The organism is Paracoccus sanguinis (genome assembly GCF_900106665.1).
In the GTDB taxonomy this organism is placed as follows: domain Bacteria; phylum Pseudomonadota; class Alphaproteobacteria; order Rhodobacterales; family Rhodobacteraceae; genus Paracoccus; species Paracoccus panacisoli.
Window position 1 is genome coordinate 241,049 of the sequence record NZ_FNNA01000001.1, and the last position, 15,000, is coordinate 256,048.

15 protein-coding genes and 1 tRNA gene are annotated in these 15,000 nt (G+C 67.1%); 8 read left to right on the top strand and 8 right to left on the bottom strand.

All coding sequences use genetic code 11. The features are described 5' to 3' along the window. Positions 1 to 18 precede the first annotated feature (18 nt). Positions 19 to 93 (top strand) — tRNA-Asn (locus tag BLW17_RS01210). A gap of 1,816 nt (positions 94 to 1,909) precedes the next feature. Here BLW17_RS01210 and BLW17_RS01215 read toward each other — a convergent pair. Further along, complete coding sequence (locus tag BLW17_RS01215) at positions 1,910 to 2,818, bottom strand: LysR family transcriptional regulator (RefSeq protein WP_036730993.1); 909 nt, start codon at positions 2,816 to 2,818, stop codon at positions 1,910 to 1,912. A 126-nt stretch (positions 2,819 to 2,944) separates the two neighbouring features. Between BLW17_RS01215 and BLW17_RS01220 the strand changes: the two genes are divergently transcribed. The 3 genes from BLW17_RS01220 to BLW17_RS01230 all read left to right on the top strand — a co-directional run bounded on the left by BLW17_RS01220 (position 2,945) and on the right by BLW17_RS01230 (position 6,310). Further along, positions 2,945 to 3,880, top strand: coding sequence for a ring-cleaving dioxygenase (locus tag BLW17_RS01220; protein ID WP_036707427.1), 936 nt, complete (start codon positions 2,945 to 2,947; stop codon positions 3,878 to 3,880). A gap of 151 nt (positions 3,881 to 4,031) precedes the next feature. After that, the gene (locus tag BLW17_RS01225; RefSeq protein WP_036730927.1) at positions 4,032 to 5,774 is read left to right on the top strand and encodes a monovalent cation:proton antiporter-2 (CPA2) family protein; all 1,743 of its coding nucleotides are present in this window, start codon (positions 4,032 to 4,034) and stop codon (positions 5,772 to 5,774) included. Continuing rightward, positions 5,771 to 6,310, top strand: coding sequence for an NADPH-dependent FMN reductase (locus tag BLW17_RS01230; protein WP_036730929.1), 540 nt, complete (start codon positions 5,771 to 5,773; stop codon positions 6,308 to 6,310). The genes BLW17_RS01225 and BLW17_RS01230 overlap by 4 nt, the downstream gene beginning before the upstream one ends. A gap of 62 nt (positions 6,311 to 6,372) precedes the next feature. Here BLW17_RS01230 and BLW17_RS01235 read toward each other — a convergent pair whose 3' ends face one another. The 5 genes from BLW17_RS01235 to BLW17_RS01255 form a co-directional block, all read right to left on the bottom strand. Next, positions 6,373 to 6,912 carry an EF-hand domain-containing protein gene (locus tag BLW17_RS01235; RefSeq protein ID WP_036730932.1) on the bottom strand — a complete coding sequence of 180 codons (540 nt, stop codon included), beginning with the start codon at positions 6,910 to 6,912 and terminating at the stop codon, positions 6,373 to 6,375. 65 nt (positions 6,913 to 6,977) lie between these two features. Continuing rightward, positions 6,978 to 7,622, bottom strand: a complete 645-nt coding sequence (locus BLW17_RS01240; protein WP_036730934.1) for an isochorismatase family protein — start codon at positions 7,620 to 7,622, stop codon at positions 6,978 to 6,980. Between the two features lie 11 nt (positions 7,623 to 7,633). Further along, positions 7,634 to 7,951 (bottom strand): GNAT family N-acetyltransferase, encoded by a 318-nt coding sequence (locus BLW17_RS01245; protein WP_036730935.1) that lies wholly within the window; start codon positions 7,949 to 7,951, stop codon positions 7,634 to 7,636. 4 nt (positions 7,952 to 7,955) lie between these two features. Then, the gene (locus BLW17_RS01250; protein ID WP_036730937.1) at positions 7,956 to 8,519 is read right to left on the bottom strand and encodes a DoxX family protein; all 564 of its coding nucleotides are present in this window, start codon (positions 8,517 to 8,519) and stop codon (positions 7,956 to 7,958) included. Positions 8,520 to 8,571: 52 nt separating this feature from the next. Further along, entirely contained in the window at positions 8,572 to 9,156 is a 585-nt protein-coding gene (locus BLW17_RS01255) for an NADPH-dependent FMN reductase (protein ID WP_036707439.1), read from the bottom strand. Between the two features lie 202 nt (positions 9,157 to 9,358). Between BLW17_RS01255 and BLW17_RS01260 the strand changes: the two genes are divergently transcribed. The 4 genes from BLW17_RS01260 to BLW17_RS01275 are packed head-to-tail and all read left to right on the top strand — an operon-like array spanning position 9,359 to position 12,841. Next, complete coding sequence (locus BLW17_RS01260; protein WP_036730939.1) at positions 9,359 to 10,219, top strand: pirin family protein; 861 nt, start codon at positions 9,359 to 9,361, stop codon at positions 10,217 to 10,219. Positions 10,220 to 10,270: 51 nt separating this feature from the next. Then, positions 10,271 to 10,867, top strand: a complete 597-nt coding sequence (locus tag BLW17_RS01265) for a hemerythrin domain-containing protein (RefSeq protein WP_036730941.1) — start codon at positions 10,271 to 10,273, stop codon at positions 10,865 to 10,867. Further along, complete coding sequence (locus tag BLW17_RS01270) at positions 10,864 to 11,643, top strand: sulfite exporter TauE/SafE family protein (RefSeq protein WP_036730943.1); 780 nt, start codon at positions 10,864 to 10,866, stop codon at positions 11,641 to 11,643. The genes BLW17_RS01265 and BLW17_RS01270 overlap by 4 nt, the downstream gene beginning before the upstream one ends. 10 nt (positions 11,644 to 11,653) lie before the next feature. Next, the gene (locus BLW17_RS01275) at positions 11,654 to 12,841 is read left to right on the top strand and encodes an MFS transporter (RefSeq protein ID WP_036730945.1); all 1,188 of its coding nucleotides are present in this window, start codon (positions 11,654 to 11,656) and stop codon (positions 12,839 to 12,841) included. On the opposite strand, the gene BLW17_RS01280 is transcribed toward BLW17_RS01275, so the two are convergent. Beyond that, on the bottom strand, positions 12,838 to 14,358 hold the full coding sequence (locus tag BLW17_RS01280; protein ID WP_036730947.1) for a VOC family protein: 1,521 nt from the start codon (positions 14,356 to 14,358) through the stop codon (positions 12,838 to 12,840). The two genes, BLW17_RS01275 and BLW17_RS01280, sit on opposite strands and share 4 nt — an antisense overlap. Then, complete coding sequence (locus BLW17_RS01285) at positions 14,355 to 14,984, bottom strand: glutathione S-transferase family protein (RefSeq protein WP_036730949.1); 630 nt, start codon at positions 14,982 to 14,984, stop codon at positions 14,355 to 14,357. The genes BLW17_RS01280 and BLW17_RS01285 overlap by 4 nt, the downstream gene beginning before the upstream one ends. Positions 14,985 to 15,000 lie beyond the last annotated feature (16 nt).

Sequence of the window (15,000 nt, forward strand, 5' to 3'; positions counted from 1 at the left end):
GCTACATGGCCCCCGTGTTCCGGCGTAGCTCAGCGGTAGAGCAGTTGACTGTTAATCAATTGGTCGTAGGTTCGATCCCTACCGCCGGAGCCAAATCTTACAACCTAGCTTGTTGATAAGATTGGCATGTATGACACGCGATAGTGAACCTACCCCACAAGATACCCTACAATCAACTTAGTGCCACTTGGCGGTGTTCAATGGCCCTGGACGCCGCTGCGGTAGTCTCGACACGTTCACGAACTATGGCACTGAACGTAAAGCCTTACGGTTGAAACCCGAAAAGGTTAGCATCGCCCATCCCCACTATCGCTGTAGGTCATTGCTTTGGCGTCGAACTGTGACGATCCATCGCGTACCATTGGGACGCAAGAGGCAACCGAAGCATCGACATTCCTTTTCGCCAGAACCGTTTCGCTTCTTCCGCCAAGTTTAGTTGATGCACAGAGGTAAAATGCGAGATATCGGAATAGAAAGATTCCTGTCAGATCCAATGTTTGGTTATCGGCACGATACTTTCTCTAGTTTTCCAATAAACGAATTGATGTCAGACTATAGGAATATTTGTCTAATATCTAACACAATTGAGTCAGTTTCCAATCCGTACGACGCTTCGAGATTGGCAGTGTCATTCACAAGACACTACAGATTAAGTAATTTCATGAAGATAGTGTCTCCAAGTTCAATCAAGGAAGATACAATAACAGACAACAGGTTTAAATACCTAGAGAATAAGATTGTTCTAGGAGTCGAGAAGGCGGACGGCTTAGAACTCGAATGCTGCGCACCGAACTGCAATAACAAAGCAAAAAAAACGATCTCACTCCATTCAAAAGAAGGGAGTTCTGGAGACGATCTCAAATAAAGAAAACAAGGTCTACCAGACCAAAGCCACCGCTTTCTCTGGCGCGAACTTCATGCAGGAGGTAGGTTGGAATAACGCCTCAACATTCCCGGGATTCTGTAGTGATTGTGAGAGAACTCTATTTTCGAAAGCAGAACGCAGAGACGCACAACTCGACAAGCCAAACATAGAAATATTGATTTGGAGAGCCCTTTGCCATACGCGCTTCCGCAGAGCCCAGGAAGTGCAGTTACGGGGTCACATTGTATCCAAGCCGGAAGCCTATGATCTATCGAGAGAGCTTGATGACATTCTCATAGTAGCAAGCTCAGCACTGCTTTTGAAGAACAGAATACATTCTTTCAGAATGATAGACTCATGGGTCGCTTCCTTAGAACATAATCTCGGAGGAGGGACGGCGCGGCACGTTCATTTAGCTCTTAGAGTTCCCGGACTTCCATTTGTAGGCGCGGGGATAATACCGATATACTACGACTTTGATCGCAAGCGCGTGCAACCAGCCGATCGATTCAATGTGAATACGCAATCTCTTGCCTATACAACGTGCGTAATGGATGGCGCAACGCATATAGTTCTGTGCGCAAAGAGAGGGGACTCTAAAACCGTAAGATTATTGACGAACATGGCCCGAATGGATAGATACTTGCTCTCATCTTTTCTTCCCCAGATTATCATGGGGGGCTCGGATACCGTATACTTTTCAATTGATTATTGGGACAAGCAAGCAACCGAGTTAGATAAGCACATTGTAAGACACGCGTACTTAATGAACCTTCCTCAAATGGTCTTCCCTTTCTGGGGCGCAATGAGTCAAGTATGCGTTGATGACGTCAGAATTGTATAGGGACTACTTGAATAGGAATGAGGCAACGATCTAACTCGCTTTCTGCACTCAGTATTCAATGAATTATCGTCCATAAAAGAATGGCTAGTCTACAGTGTCGAAGCTTGACACAATTTAGAAGTTGCAGCTTCGTCGCTTGCGACCATGCGGTTCTGAGGAATCCTTCCCTCGCATCCTTAACCGCCCCCGCACCCACCCCCTCACGTCGCGGCAAACGTCTCCGACAGCGCGCGCTGCAGGAAGTCGATGAACCGCCGTTGCTTCTCCGGCAGCGGGCTGACCGGGGGCCACACCGCCATCACCGGCAGCAACCGCGTCTCAGCGTCGGCCAGCAGCTGCACCAGCCGACCGGCAGCCACCGCATCCGCAACGATGAACGACGGCAGCATGGCCAGCCCCAGCCCGGCGATGGCCATGTCCCGCATCGCCTCGCCATTGTTCATGACCACGCGCGAGGTGATGCGCGGCGCGATCCACCGCGGCCCCTGCCGGAACTGCCATAGCGCGGAATCGGCCAGATGGGTGTAGCCGATGGCCTGATGTGCGCTCAGATCCGCAGGCGTCAGGGGGGTGCCGTGGCGGGCCAGATAGTCGGGGCTCGCGACGATCACCTGGCGCTCCTCGCAGAGCTTCTTGCCGATCAGCGCCGAGTCGCGGGCGCCGCCGATGCGGATGCCGACGTCGAACCCCTCGCGCGCCAGATCGCGGGCGCGGTCGTCGAAATCGATGCGCATCTCGAGCCCCGGATGGGCCGCCGCGAAGCGGGCGAGGATCGGCGACAGGACCGTCGTGCCGAAGCTCATCGGGGCGGCAATCGCAAGGCTGCCGGTCAGCGCCCCGTTCTGGCCGCCCCAGGCAGCGCTATCGGTGGCCGCGGTCAGCTCGGCCAGCGCCGGGCGCAGCCGTTCGGCAAGGCGCAACGCGGCCTCGGTCGGGGCGATGCGGCCAGCGTTGCGGCGGAAGAGGGCCGCGCCGATGGTCGCCTCGAAATCCGAGATGCGGGTCGAGACGACCGACTTCGACAGGTTCAGCCGCGCAGCCGCAGCGGTGACCGTGCCGGTTTCCAGCACGGCCAGAAACGTCTCGATCTGGTTGAGGTCATAGCGCATGGCGGCAGTGTCACCCGCGGGGCCCTCGTTCGCAAGCGCCGAACGCGGCATTCGCCCCCTCCCAAGTGGCGTTCGGCAGGTCCGGCGCGCATATTTGCCCCGAACCCATCACGAAGGAGGCCTTGCATGCAACTGACCGGCATCCATCACCTGACGGCAATCACCGCCGACGCGCCCGGCAACAACCGGTTCTATACCGGCACGCTGGGGATGCGGCGGGTCAAGAAGACCGTCAACCAGGACGACACCTCGGCCTATCACCTGTTCTTCGCCGATGGCGCGGGCAGCCCCGGCACCGACCTCACGTTCTTCGACTGGCCGGCGGCGCCCGAGCGGCGCGGCACCCGCTCGATCAGCCGCACCGGCCTCAGGGTGGCCGAGGCGAGCCTCGACTACTGGGCGGCGCGCTTGGGCGAGGCGGGGCTGACGCGGGGCGCGCCGGGCACCACCGACGGCCGCGCCACGCTCGACTTCGAGGACCCCGAGGGGCAGCGCTTCCGCCTGACCGCCGACACCACCGGCACCCCCCGGCCGTGGGACCGCAGCCCGGTCCCGGCCGAGCACCAGATCCGCGGGCTCGGGCCGATCACCATCTCGGTGCCCGAACTGGCGCCCACCGAGGCGGTGCTGACGCGCGTGATGAACATGCGCCGGGTCCGCGACTATCCCGGCCCGGACGGGCAGGTGCATGTGTTCGAGATGGGCGACGGTGGCCCGTCCGCGGAGCTGCACGTGGCGGTCGAGCCTGACCTGCCCACGGCGCGGCAGGGCGCGGGCGGGGTGCATCACGTGGCCTTCCGCGTCCCCGATGTCGCGGCGATCCACGACTGGACCCAGCGGCTGCGCGATTTCCGCATCCCGAACTCGGACGAGGTCGAGCGCTACTACTTCCGCAGCCTCTATTTCCGCGAGCCCGGCGGCAACCTGTTCGAGATCGCCACCGACGGCCCCGGCTTCGCGGTGGACGAGCCGTTCGAGACGATGGGCGAGGCGCTGTCGCTGCCGCCGTTCCTCGAGCCGCAGCGGGCCCGGATCGAGGCCGGGCTGCGGCCGATCGACTGACCCTCGACGAGGCGATGAACCGTGGCACCACACCCAGCGAACCCGCCGGCCCTGCGCCGGCGGGTTTGTCGTTGAAGGCCGCCCCGCGGGCCGCCATAACTTTGTTTAACTCGGATCGGAGAGTGCGATGGCGGTAGCAGGCTTGGGTCCGGTGATCGGACCGGCAGTCGTCCTGATGGGGGCCGCCGTGATCGCGGTGCCGCTGTTCCGGCGCCTCGGCCTCGGGTCGGTGCTGGGGTATTTCGCCGCCGGCGCGCTCGTCGGCCCCTCGCTGCTCGGCCTGTTCACGGACCCCGAGACGATCCTGCATTTCGCCGAACTCGGCGTGGTGATGTTCCTCTTCATCATCGGGCTCGAGTTGCGGCCGCAGAAGCTCTGGACGATGCGCGGGCAGATCTTCGGCCTCGGGCTGGCGCAGGTCTCGCTGGCCGTCGCGCTGCTGACGGCGGCGGGGATGCTGCTCTTCGGCCTGCCCTTGGTGACGGCCTTCGTCGCCGGGGCGGGCTTCGTGCTGTCCTCGACCGCCGTCATCATGTCCACGCTGCAGGACCGGGGCGAGATCGCCAGCGCCGAGGGGCAGAAGGCGGTGTCGATCCTGCTGTTCGAGGATCTGCTGATCGTCCCGCTGCTGGCCATCGTCGCGGTCCTCGCGCCGGGCGGCGAGACGGAAGGCGGGGCCATGGCGGTCCTGCTGCCGCTGGCGGGGCTCGCCGCGCTGCTGGTGGTCGGGCGCTGGCTGCTCGACCCGTTCTTCGGGCTGCTCGCCCGCGCCCGCTCGCGCGAGGTGCTGACCGCGGGCGCGCTGCTGGTGGTGCTGGGCGCGGCCTTGCTGATGGAGACGGTGGGCCTGTCGATGGCGATGGGCGCGTTCCTCGCCGGGGTCATGCTCTCCGGCTCGAGCTATCGCCACCAGATCGAAACCGACATCGAGCCATTCCGCGGCCTCCTCATGGGGCTTTTCTTCCTTGCGGTGGGGATGTCGCTCGACCTGCGGGTGGTCGCGGCCGAATGGCCGCTGCTGTTCGCCATGCTCGCCGCCTACGTGGTGGTCAAGGCCATCGCCATCTACACCGTGGCGAGGGTCTTCGGCAGCTCCAACATCGCTGCGCTCAAGCGCACCGCCATGTTCGCGCAAGGGGGCGAGTTCGCCTTCGTGCTCTACAGCGCCGCCGCCTCGGGCGGGGTGATCGACGCGCGCGAGAACGCGATCTTCGGCTCGGTCGTGATCCTGTCCATGGCGTTCACGCCCCTCATCCTGATCGCCGCCGACCGGCTGCTGCGCCGCGACGCCTCGATGGAGGGGGTGGAGCGCGCCCACAACCTGCAGGGCCAGGCGCTGGTCATCGGCTTCGGTCGCTTCGGCCAGATCGCCCTGCAGATGCTGCTGGCGCGGGGGGCTCCGGCGTCAATCATCGACACCGACCCGGACCGCATCCGCGAGGCCGAGCGCTGGGGCTTCAAGGTCTATTTCGGCGACGGCAGCCGTCTGGACGTCCTGCACCACTCGGGCGCCGAGGATGCCGAGGTCATCATGGTCTGCGTGGACGACCCCAAGGTGGCGACCCGCATCGTCGAGCTGGTGCGCCACGAGTTCCCGCAGGCCAAGCTGCTGGTGCGCGCCTATGACCGCAGCCACGCGGTCGAGCTGATCCACGCGGGCGTCGACTACCAGATCCGCGAGACGGTCGAGTCGGCCTATCTGATGGGCGCGCAGGGCCTGCGCGCGCTCGGCTGTTCCGAGGCCGTCGTCAGCGAGACGCTGCAGGACATCCGGTCGCGCGACAACGAGCGGCTGGGCCAGCAGGTCCAGAACGGCGCCATGGCCGGGCGCGACCGCCTGTATCAGACGCTCACCCCCGAACCTCTGGTCAAAGCGAAAAAGGACACTGCATGACGACGATCCTCGGTCTTTCCGGCAGCCTGCGCCGGGCGTCCTTCAATGCCGGCCTCTTGCGCGCCGCGGTCGAGCTGGCGCCCTCCGGCGTCACGATCGAGGTCGGCGACATCCGCGACGTGCCGCTCTACGATGCCGACGAAGAGGCGAAGTCGGGGCTGCCGCCAGCGGTCGAGCGCCTGCAGCAGCAGCTTGCCGCCGCCGACGGGCTGCTGCTGGCCACGCCGGAATACAACAACGGCATCCCCGGCGTCTTCAAGAACGCCATCGACTGGATGTCCCGCGGCGAGGGGCTGCGGCTCTTCAAGGGCAAGCCGGTCGCGGTGATGGGCACCTCGCCCGGCGGGTTCGGCACGATCCTGTCGCAGAACCACTGGCTGCCGGTGCTGCGCTACCTCCGCTGCTCGATCCGCGCCGAGGGGCGGCTGATCGTCTCGCGCGCCGGAGCCGTCTTCGACGACGAGGGCAACCTGCACGACGAAAAGACCCGCGAGTTGGTCCGCGAGTTCGTGGCCGAGTTCGCCGGCACGCTCTGAGACAAGCAAAGGTCCGGCGCAGCGGCCGGACCTTTGTCGGTCTTGCTCGGATCAGGCCCCGGTCACTTCGCCGGGCCGGCACCGAAGATGAAGGCCGAGAAGGTGGGCGAGCCGAAGGCGAGGTCGCGCCCGGTCACGAACCCGTCGCCGTCGGGATCCGAGTTCTTGAACTCGTCATCCGCCGTGGCCAGCACCTCGTCGCGGGTCGCGATCTTGTCGCCGTTCGCGTCCCAATAAGCGAAGATCTCCTGCTTCATCGAGGTGAAGTCCTCGGACTTGCCGTTCAGCTCGGCGACGTAGCTGAAGCCGGGGTCCCAGGCCATGAACTCGGCCTCGTCCACCTGTCCGTCGTTGTTGCTGTCCATCGAGGCCCAGACGAGCCGGGTGAACTCGCGGAACTCGTCGCGGTCGATCTTGTCGTCGTTGTTGGTGTCGAAGGACGCAGCGATGCGGCGCATCACGTCGATCTGTTCAGGAAAGTTCTGCGCGGCCAGCGGGGCGGCCAGCGCGACGACGAGCGCCAGCCCGGTGAGCGTGGTCGGCGTCAGCTTCGAAGCCTTCATGTCGTTCTCCTGCTCGATGGTGCGGCCCGGCAGGGCCATGGTGTGGTCTCGGCATCGTCCCGGCGCGGCGGCTGCGCAGCCACCGCGCCGCGTTCTTCCCAGGTTCAGATCTTGCCGTCCTTCATCAGGCTGAAGCGCTTGGGGAAGTACCACTGCAGGACCTCGCGGAACTTCGGCGAGTCCGGGCGGGCCCAGTTGCGCATCAGCTCGGACCCGAACTGGATCGCGGTGATCGGCGTGGCCCCGGCCTGCCGCATCCGCTCGATCGCGGCGTGGTGGGCCACCGGCGAGATGCCGCCCACGGCGTCCTCGACCGGGTAGCAGTGCAGCCCCTCGGCCTGCATGTCGATCACCGGGAAGGTCAGGCACACCTCGGTCCAGAGCCCCGCGATGACGATGTTCTTGCGCCCGGTGGCGAGGATGGCGTTGCGGAAGTCCTCGTCCTCCCACGCGTTGACGCCGCTGCGGTCGATTTCCTCGACGTCGGGCAGCTCGGCCAGGATTTCCTCGGCGGTGCCGGTGTTCACGCCCATGTCCACGCCGACCGTCGAGACGATCACCGGCACGTCGTAGGCACGCGCGAACTTGCAGAGCGCGATGACATTGAGGTTGATCTCCTCGGCCGAGGACGAGGTCACGGTGCGGTACTGCTCGGGCTGATAGTCGATCAGCGCGATGGCGCAGTTCTGCGGGGTGAGCAGCCGGTCGGAGGTCTGGTCGCGGATGGGTTCGGGCTGGGTCTTGGGCATGGGGTCCTCTCTCAGGGGTCTTCGCCGGGTTTGGTGGTGAACAGGTCGGCCCATTCGGGGTGGCGGGCATACTGGGCGCGCACATAGGGGCAGACCGGGATGATGCGGAACGCGTTCGCCCGCGCATCCTCGAGCATGAAGTCGAGCAGGGCCTTGGCCACCCCCTTCCCGCCCATGGCGTCGGGCACCCCGGTGTGGTCGGCGCTGATCACGCCGTCGCCCCGGTGGGTGAAGGTGATCTCGCCCTCGGCGTCGATGCCGTCGATGCGGGCGACGTAGCGGCCGTGCCGGCCCCCGCTGTCTTCCTTGGTGATGGTGATGTCGCTCATCGTCTCAGAACTCCCTCTTGAGGATCGTGCGGTCGATGGAGGGCGGCCCCGCGCCCCAGGCCGCGAGCAGCAGCGCCGCCACCGTCCAGATCGCCGAGAGGCCCTCGGCCTTGAACTGGACCATGTGCAGGAAGGTGGCCCCGCCATCGGCGCCGAGGTTGCGCAACCCGTCGGCGGTGAAGAGCGACGCCTGCCCGGGCAGGGCCGCCATCCCCTCGGGCGTCAGCAGCGCGGTGCCGTAGGGGTGGGTGACGTGGAACCAGTAGGTGACGGCGAGCATCACGCCGTTCGCCAGCGCCGCCGGGCGGGTGAGGAACCCGACAAGGATCATAAGCCCCCCGACGAACTGCAGCACCGCGAGCACCGCCGACCACAGCCAGCCGGGATACATCCCGATGCTTTCGGTGAACCCCGCCATGCCGAAGGGGGCGGTGATCTTGGGCCAGCCCTCGACGACCAGCAGGGCGCCGACCAGCACCCGCAACCCGAGATGGGCGAGCGGCTGTGCCACGCGATCGTAGAACGGCCCGAGGCCGGGCAGGATCAGCGGCGTGTCGGAGTCTCTCATGTGTTCCCCCTCTGACGCAAAGGGGCGGCCCCTGCGGACCGCCCCTTGTCTCTCAAGCCGCGCGCGCCGTCATGGTCGCCTTGGCCCACCATGCAAGCTCGTCGAGCATGGCGTTCAGCGAGGGCGTCAGCACCTGCTCAACCTCGGCCATCTCGGCATTCTGGCCGATCGGCGAGGTCTTGAAGAACTCGCCGCCGCCCAGGTGCACCGCGTTGCGCAGCGGGACCATCTGCAGCTCGATCCCGATGCCACGCAGATGCTCGACCGCGCGGGCGGCCCCCACGCCGCCATAGCCGAGCGCGGCCATCGGCTTGCGGTTCCATTCCGTGTAAGCTTGGTCCAGCGCGTTCTTCAGCGACCCCGAGATCGAGTGATTGTATTCGGCCGTCACGAAGATGTAGCCGTCAAACTCGCCCACCTTCTTCTGCCACGCGACCGCGCGGGGGTCGCTCGACGGCACCCAGGCATTCGACGCCACCTCGTCGAAGAGCGGAAGGTCGAAGTCGCGCAGGTCCACGAGTTCGAACGTCATGTCGTCGCGTTGCCGCGCCTTCTCGAGCAGCCAGTTGGCGGGCTTGTCGGCAAATCGGCTCTGGCGGGTCGATCCGATGATGATCGCGATGTTGGGCTTGGTCATTTCACGTCCTGATTTCGTCCGGGGCACGTGGTGTGCCCAGCTTCGCAACCTTAAGTGACCCTTACCGGCGTTCGGGACCAGCCTATATAAGAAGAAAGCCGCGTTCGGCTGACACGAACAAGACATCTCTTGCTCAAATCTTGCAAGCCCCTAACTCTCTGACCCAGAGCGCGGGGCTCTCCCGCCGGTTAGGAGCACGAAGATGCGCAAGATCGTTGACACCACCACTGCACCGCGCGGCCATTGGGTCGGCGACGGCTTTCCCGTCCGCTCGCTGTTTTCGCACATGTCGGGCCGGTCCGAGACCACGCCCTTCCTGATGCTCGATTACGGCGGGCCGCATCATTTCGAACCTGCGACGCGCCCGCGCGGCGTCGACGTCCACCCGCACAAGGGCTTCGAGACCGTCACCATCGTCTATGAGGGCGAGGTGGAGCATGGCGATTCGACCGGGCGCGGCGGCGTCATCGGCCGCGGCGACGTCCAGTGGATGACCGCCGGCGACGGGATCCTGCACAAGGAGTTCCACAGCCACGACTACACCGCCAGGGGCGGGATGTTCGAGATGGTGCAGCTGTGGGTGAACCTGCGCGGCCAGGACAAGTCCGCGGCGCCCGGCTACCAGAGCATCACCGACGCGCAGATCCCGGCAGTCGAGCTGCCCGACGGGGCGGGGCGCGTCCGGGTCATCGCCGGCAGCTATGGCGACGCCAAGGGGCCGGCCTCGACCTTCACGCCGATGGACGTGCTGGACCTGCGGCTGAACGCCGGGGCGACGACGACGCTGACCCCGCCCGAGGGCTGGAACGTGCTGGTCGTCGCGCTGTCGGGCGAGGTCATGGTGAATGCCGAGGCCAAGCTCACCGGCCCCGCCGTGGCGCGCCTCTCGCGCGAGGGGGGCGGCGTGGTGATCGAGGCCGCGAGCGACGCCAAGCTGCTGTTCCTCGCCGGTGAGCCGATCGACGAGCCGATCGCCGCCTACGGCCCCTTCGTGATGAACACCGAGGGCGAGATCCGGCAGGCGATCCAAGACTTCAACGCCGGAAAGTTCGGGCGTCTGTAAGCGCGCCGGGCGGCGGGGCGACCCGCCGCCCGCCCTTGCAAGGAGTGTCACATGGACCAAGACATCACGCTGGGCAGCCGCACGGGCCTGCCCGAAGACCTGCTGTTTTTGACGCGCAAGCACCCGCGCGGCACCTGGCGGGGGCAATCGGCGCTCGCCGGAACGGGCGAGATCTGGCTCGGCAACCACGATTACTTCCGCGCCATCACCGCGAAGATCGCCGACCAGCTGACGCGGCTGCGCGAGGACGGCGAGACGACCTATGACAGCGCCCCGGCCCTGCGGCGCCACATCGGCAGCCTGCTGGGCAGTCTCGACGGACACCACCGGATCGAGGATCACCATTATTTCCCCGCCTTCCAGCGCGTCGAGCCGCGGCTGGTGCGCGGGTTCGAGATCCTCGACGCCGATCACCACCTGATCCACGACGCCATCGACGAGCTGGCGGCGGTGACGCAGGCCAGCCTGCGCCGCCTCGGGCAGGCCGAGGGCGTGATGACCGGCGACCAGAAATATGCGGTCGACGATCTGGCCGCGACGGTCGATCGCATCGCGCCCCTGCTGCGCCAGCACCTGGCCGACGAGGAGGACATCGTGATCCCGCTGATCCTCGAGCGCGCCAAGGCCGACCCGGAGTTCGGCGCATGACGACGATCCTCATCCTGCTGATCGCCGGGGTTCTGGGCGGGGTCCTGCTGGGGCTTCTGGGGGTGGGCATGGCGCTGGTCGCCGTGCCCGCGCTGGTGTTCTCGCTGCCGCTGCTGGGCGTGCCCGCGGCGCAGGCGCCGCTGGTGGCGCTGGCGACCTCAATGGGGATCGTGACCATCGGATCGCTCAGCGCGGTCACGGCGCATCACCGCATGGGCAACGTCGACTGGGCGCTGTTCCGGCGCATCGTGCCGTTCAGCCTGATCGGCCTGCTGGCCGGGTCGGCGCTGGTCACGGTGCTGCCGCCCATGGCCCTGCGGGTGATCTTCGCGGCCTTCCTCGTGTTCATCGCCGCACGGATGCTGCGCGGGTGCAAACCTTCGCCGGGCGCGGGGTCGGCACGCCACGACCGGCTCGCCGGGGCCGCGATCGGCACCGCCGGGGCGCTGATCGGCGCGGGGGGCGGCGTCTTCATGGTGCCCTATCTTTCGGCCCGCGGCGTCAGCATGGTCCGTGCGGTGGCGAGTTCCGCCGCGATCGGCCTGCCGGTGACGGTGCTGGGGTTCGTGTTCCACGCGCTCCGCCCGCTCGAGGGGATCGCCGCGCCGATGCTGGGCTCGGTCCATCTGCCCGCGCTGATCGGGCTGGGGCTCGGCGGGGTGATCGGCGCGCCGTTCGGGGCGCGTCTGGCCGCACGCCTGCCCGGGGATGCGCTGAAAAAGGGCTTTGCCGTGCTGCTGCTGGTGCTGGCCGCCGCGCTGGCCCTGGGATTGTAGGAGCAAGAGAATGCCGACCGTACCTGCGCCGCGCCCGATGGCGCGCGACCCGCGCGCCTGGGCGCTGATCCTCGCCGCGACGCTCACGATCCTGTCGAACGCGACCATCAGCCCGGCCCTGCCGGGGCTGGAGGCGAGCTTTGCCGACCACCCCGACGCCGCCCGGCTGGTGCGCCTTCTGGTGACGGCGCCGGCGCTCGCCGTGGCGCTGATCGCGCCCTTTGCGGGAATCATCACCGACCGCTTCAGCCGCCGCCGCCTGCTGCTCGGGGGGATCGTGCTTTACGCGGTGGCCGGGACCGTCGCGGCGTTCATCCCGACGCTCGAGGGGATGCTGGTCAGCCGCGTGGTGCTGGGCATCTCGGTCGCGGCGATCATGGTCGCCCAGACCGCCCTGATCGGCGATTATTTCGAGGGCGCCGCGCGCGGCCGTTTCATCGGCTGGCAGATGGCCGCGACGAACTTCGGCGGCTTCGTCTTCATCCTCGCGGCCGGCTGGCTGGCGGCGATCTCGCCGCGCTGGCCCTTCGCGCTCTACGCGGTGGGCTTTGCCTATCTGCCCTTCATCGCCGCCGTGCTGCGCGAGCGGCCCGTGGCCCCCACGGGCGAGCCCGCGCATCGCCCCGCGGCAGAGCCCGCCGCCCCCGGCTGGGCGGGGCGCGTCGCGGTGCTGGCCGGGATGGCGGGCATGACCTTCGTCATGTTCTACATCGTGCCGGTCCACCTGCCCTTCTACCTCGCCAGCCTGGGCCTGTCGGACCCCGCGCTGACGGCGCAGGTGATGGCGGCCACGACCGTGGCGGGCGGGCTGACGGCGCTGGCCTTCGGCCGGGTCAGGGCCCGGCTGGGCGGCCGGGTGACGCCTGCGCTCGGCTATCTGATCGTGGCGGCGGGGTTTTCAGCGATGGCGGCGGCAGGGGGCGTGGCCGGGCTGATCGCCGCCAACGCGGTGCTGGGGATCGGGCTGGGGCTGGTGATGCCGAACTTCATGACCGCCGCGCTGAACGTCGCCCCCGCGCATCGGCGGGGGGCGGCCTCGGGCGCGATGACCACCGCGATCTTCACCGGCCAGTTCCTGTCGCCGCTGCTGACCGGGCCGCTCTTCGACGCGCTCGGCTATCCCGGCGGGCTGCGCGTCGCGGCGCTCGTGGCAGTCGGTTTCGCCGGTCTCGCCGCGCTGGTGCTGGCGGATCGCTAACCCGCCAGCCACCCCTGCACCGCCGTCAGATCGGCGCCGGACAGCTCGTGCCCGGCCTCGATCAGCCGGGCATCGACATCGGCCCCGGCGGCCTTCAGCGAGGCCTCGAGCGGCGGGGCCATGCGGCCGTAGGGGTCGCGCGCCCCGGTCGTCATCAGCACGCGCGTGCCGGTCAGGTCGGCCGCGGGCGCGTCGTCGAGAACCTCGATCCCGCGCAGCAGCACCGCGCGCCGCAGCACGCCCGGATGCAGCCGCAGGATCGCGCCCAGCAGGTTCGCGCCGTTGGAATAGCCGAGGAACGTGAGCGCGTCGGCGTCGAGCCCGTAGCCGCGCACCGCGCCCGCGACGAACCCCGCGAAGGCCTCGGCCTCGGCGGCGATGTCGTCCTGGTCGTAGGTGAGCGGGTCGAGGCGCCGGAACCAGCGGTTGATCCCCTCCTCGGTCGAACGTCCGCGCACCCCCAGCAGGGTCGCGCGCGGGTTGATCCGCGCGGCCAGCGGCATGAGGTCGGTCTCGGACCCGCCCGTACCGTGCAGCAGCACCAGCACCGAGCCGTCGGGATCGTCCGGCGTGTGGAAGCGGTGGACGAAGGGCAGGTCGCGCATCGGCATCCTTTCCGCGCCGGGCCGCGCGAACTGCGGCAGGATCACCCGCAGATCGGCGGCGCGCGCCTGATCGTGGGGCGGGACGAACAGGCTCTCGCCCAGGTGCTCGGCCGGCTCGTCCACGGTGAAGCCCGGCGCATCGGTCGCATATTCGAAGAGCGTCCCGGTCGGTTCGCGCACATAGAGCGACATGAAATACTTGCGGTCATGGACCGCGGTCGCGCCGTCATGATCGCCCAGCGCGAGCCGCATCGCCCGCACCGCCTCGACGTCGGGGGCGCGGAAGGCCACGTGGTCGAACACACCCGTCCCCTGGCCGCCGGTCACGAAGCCGGCCGAGCCGCGGATGTCCACCACATCGCTGTCCGAGGCCATGCGGATGAACAGGCCGTCGCGGCGCTGCTCGGCATAGCCGAAGCGGTTGAGGAAGCCCGCCACCGTCTCGGCATCCTCGGTCAGGATCGTCACCCCCCTGATCCGGGTCGGCGCCGTCGGATCGTCAAGCGGCGCCTCGGCCGGCATGTCGAGGCCGACCAGCTTCACGATGATCCCGTCCGGGTCGCGCAGGCGCAGCACGCTCTCGCCCATCTCCTGCGCGGGGCCGCTGACCGGCACGCCCGCCCGCATCGCCCGTGTCAGCCATTCGCCAAGGCATCCCGGCGCGACGGCAAAGGCGATCTCGGAGACCTGCCCCAGACCCACGCGCCCTGCCGCCCCGTCCTGCCACACGAGAAACGTCACGATCGAGCCCGGGCTGCCCAGCCGGTCGCCGTAGAACAGGTGCAGCTGCTCGGCGTCCTCGTAGCCGCCGGTCTGCTTGACCAGCCGCAGGCCCAGAAAGCCCGCATAGAAATCCACGTTCTTCTGGACGTTGCGGGTCAGGGCGGTGACGTGGTGGATGCCGGTCGTCACGCAGCGGCCTCGCGCGCAAGCACGCGCTGCACCGCCTCGTCGGCGGCCAGACGGTCGTGCAGCGCCTGCACGTTCGGGAAATCGGCGATCCCGCCGGGCAGCATCTTCACGCCCCAGCGGATCATCGGGAACGCATAGGCGTCGATGACCGAGCGCGTCCCGCGCCCCTCGCCCAGGACCCAGTCGCGGCCCTCGAGATGGGCGTTCAGCGCGGCCATCTGCTTGCGCACGAGCTTGTGGCCGGCCTCGACCACCGCCTTCTTCGCGGCGTCGTCCGTAGCGACCGTGTAGCGGTAGGGCATGAACACCGGCCAGAAGGCCGCGTGCATGTCCGAGGTGAAGAACGCCGACCAGCGATGCGCCTCGGCGCGCTCGCGCAGGCTGTCGCCGCCCGTCAGCCCGGCCTCGGGGTGCTTGTGCGCGAGGTATTCGAGGATCGCGCCCGCCTGGGTCAGCAGCCAGCCGTCATCCTCGCGCAGCGTGGGCACCGCGCCGGCCGGGTTCACAGCCAGCAGCTCCTTGCTGCCGATCTGGACCTTGACCGCCTCGTAGGGCGCCCCGATCCATTCCAGCACGATATGCGGTGTCAGCGAACAGGCACCGACGGCGTAGTACAGCGTGGTCATCAAGCCCTCCCCTTTT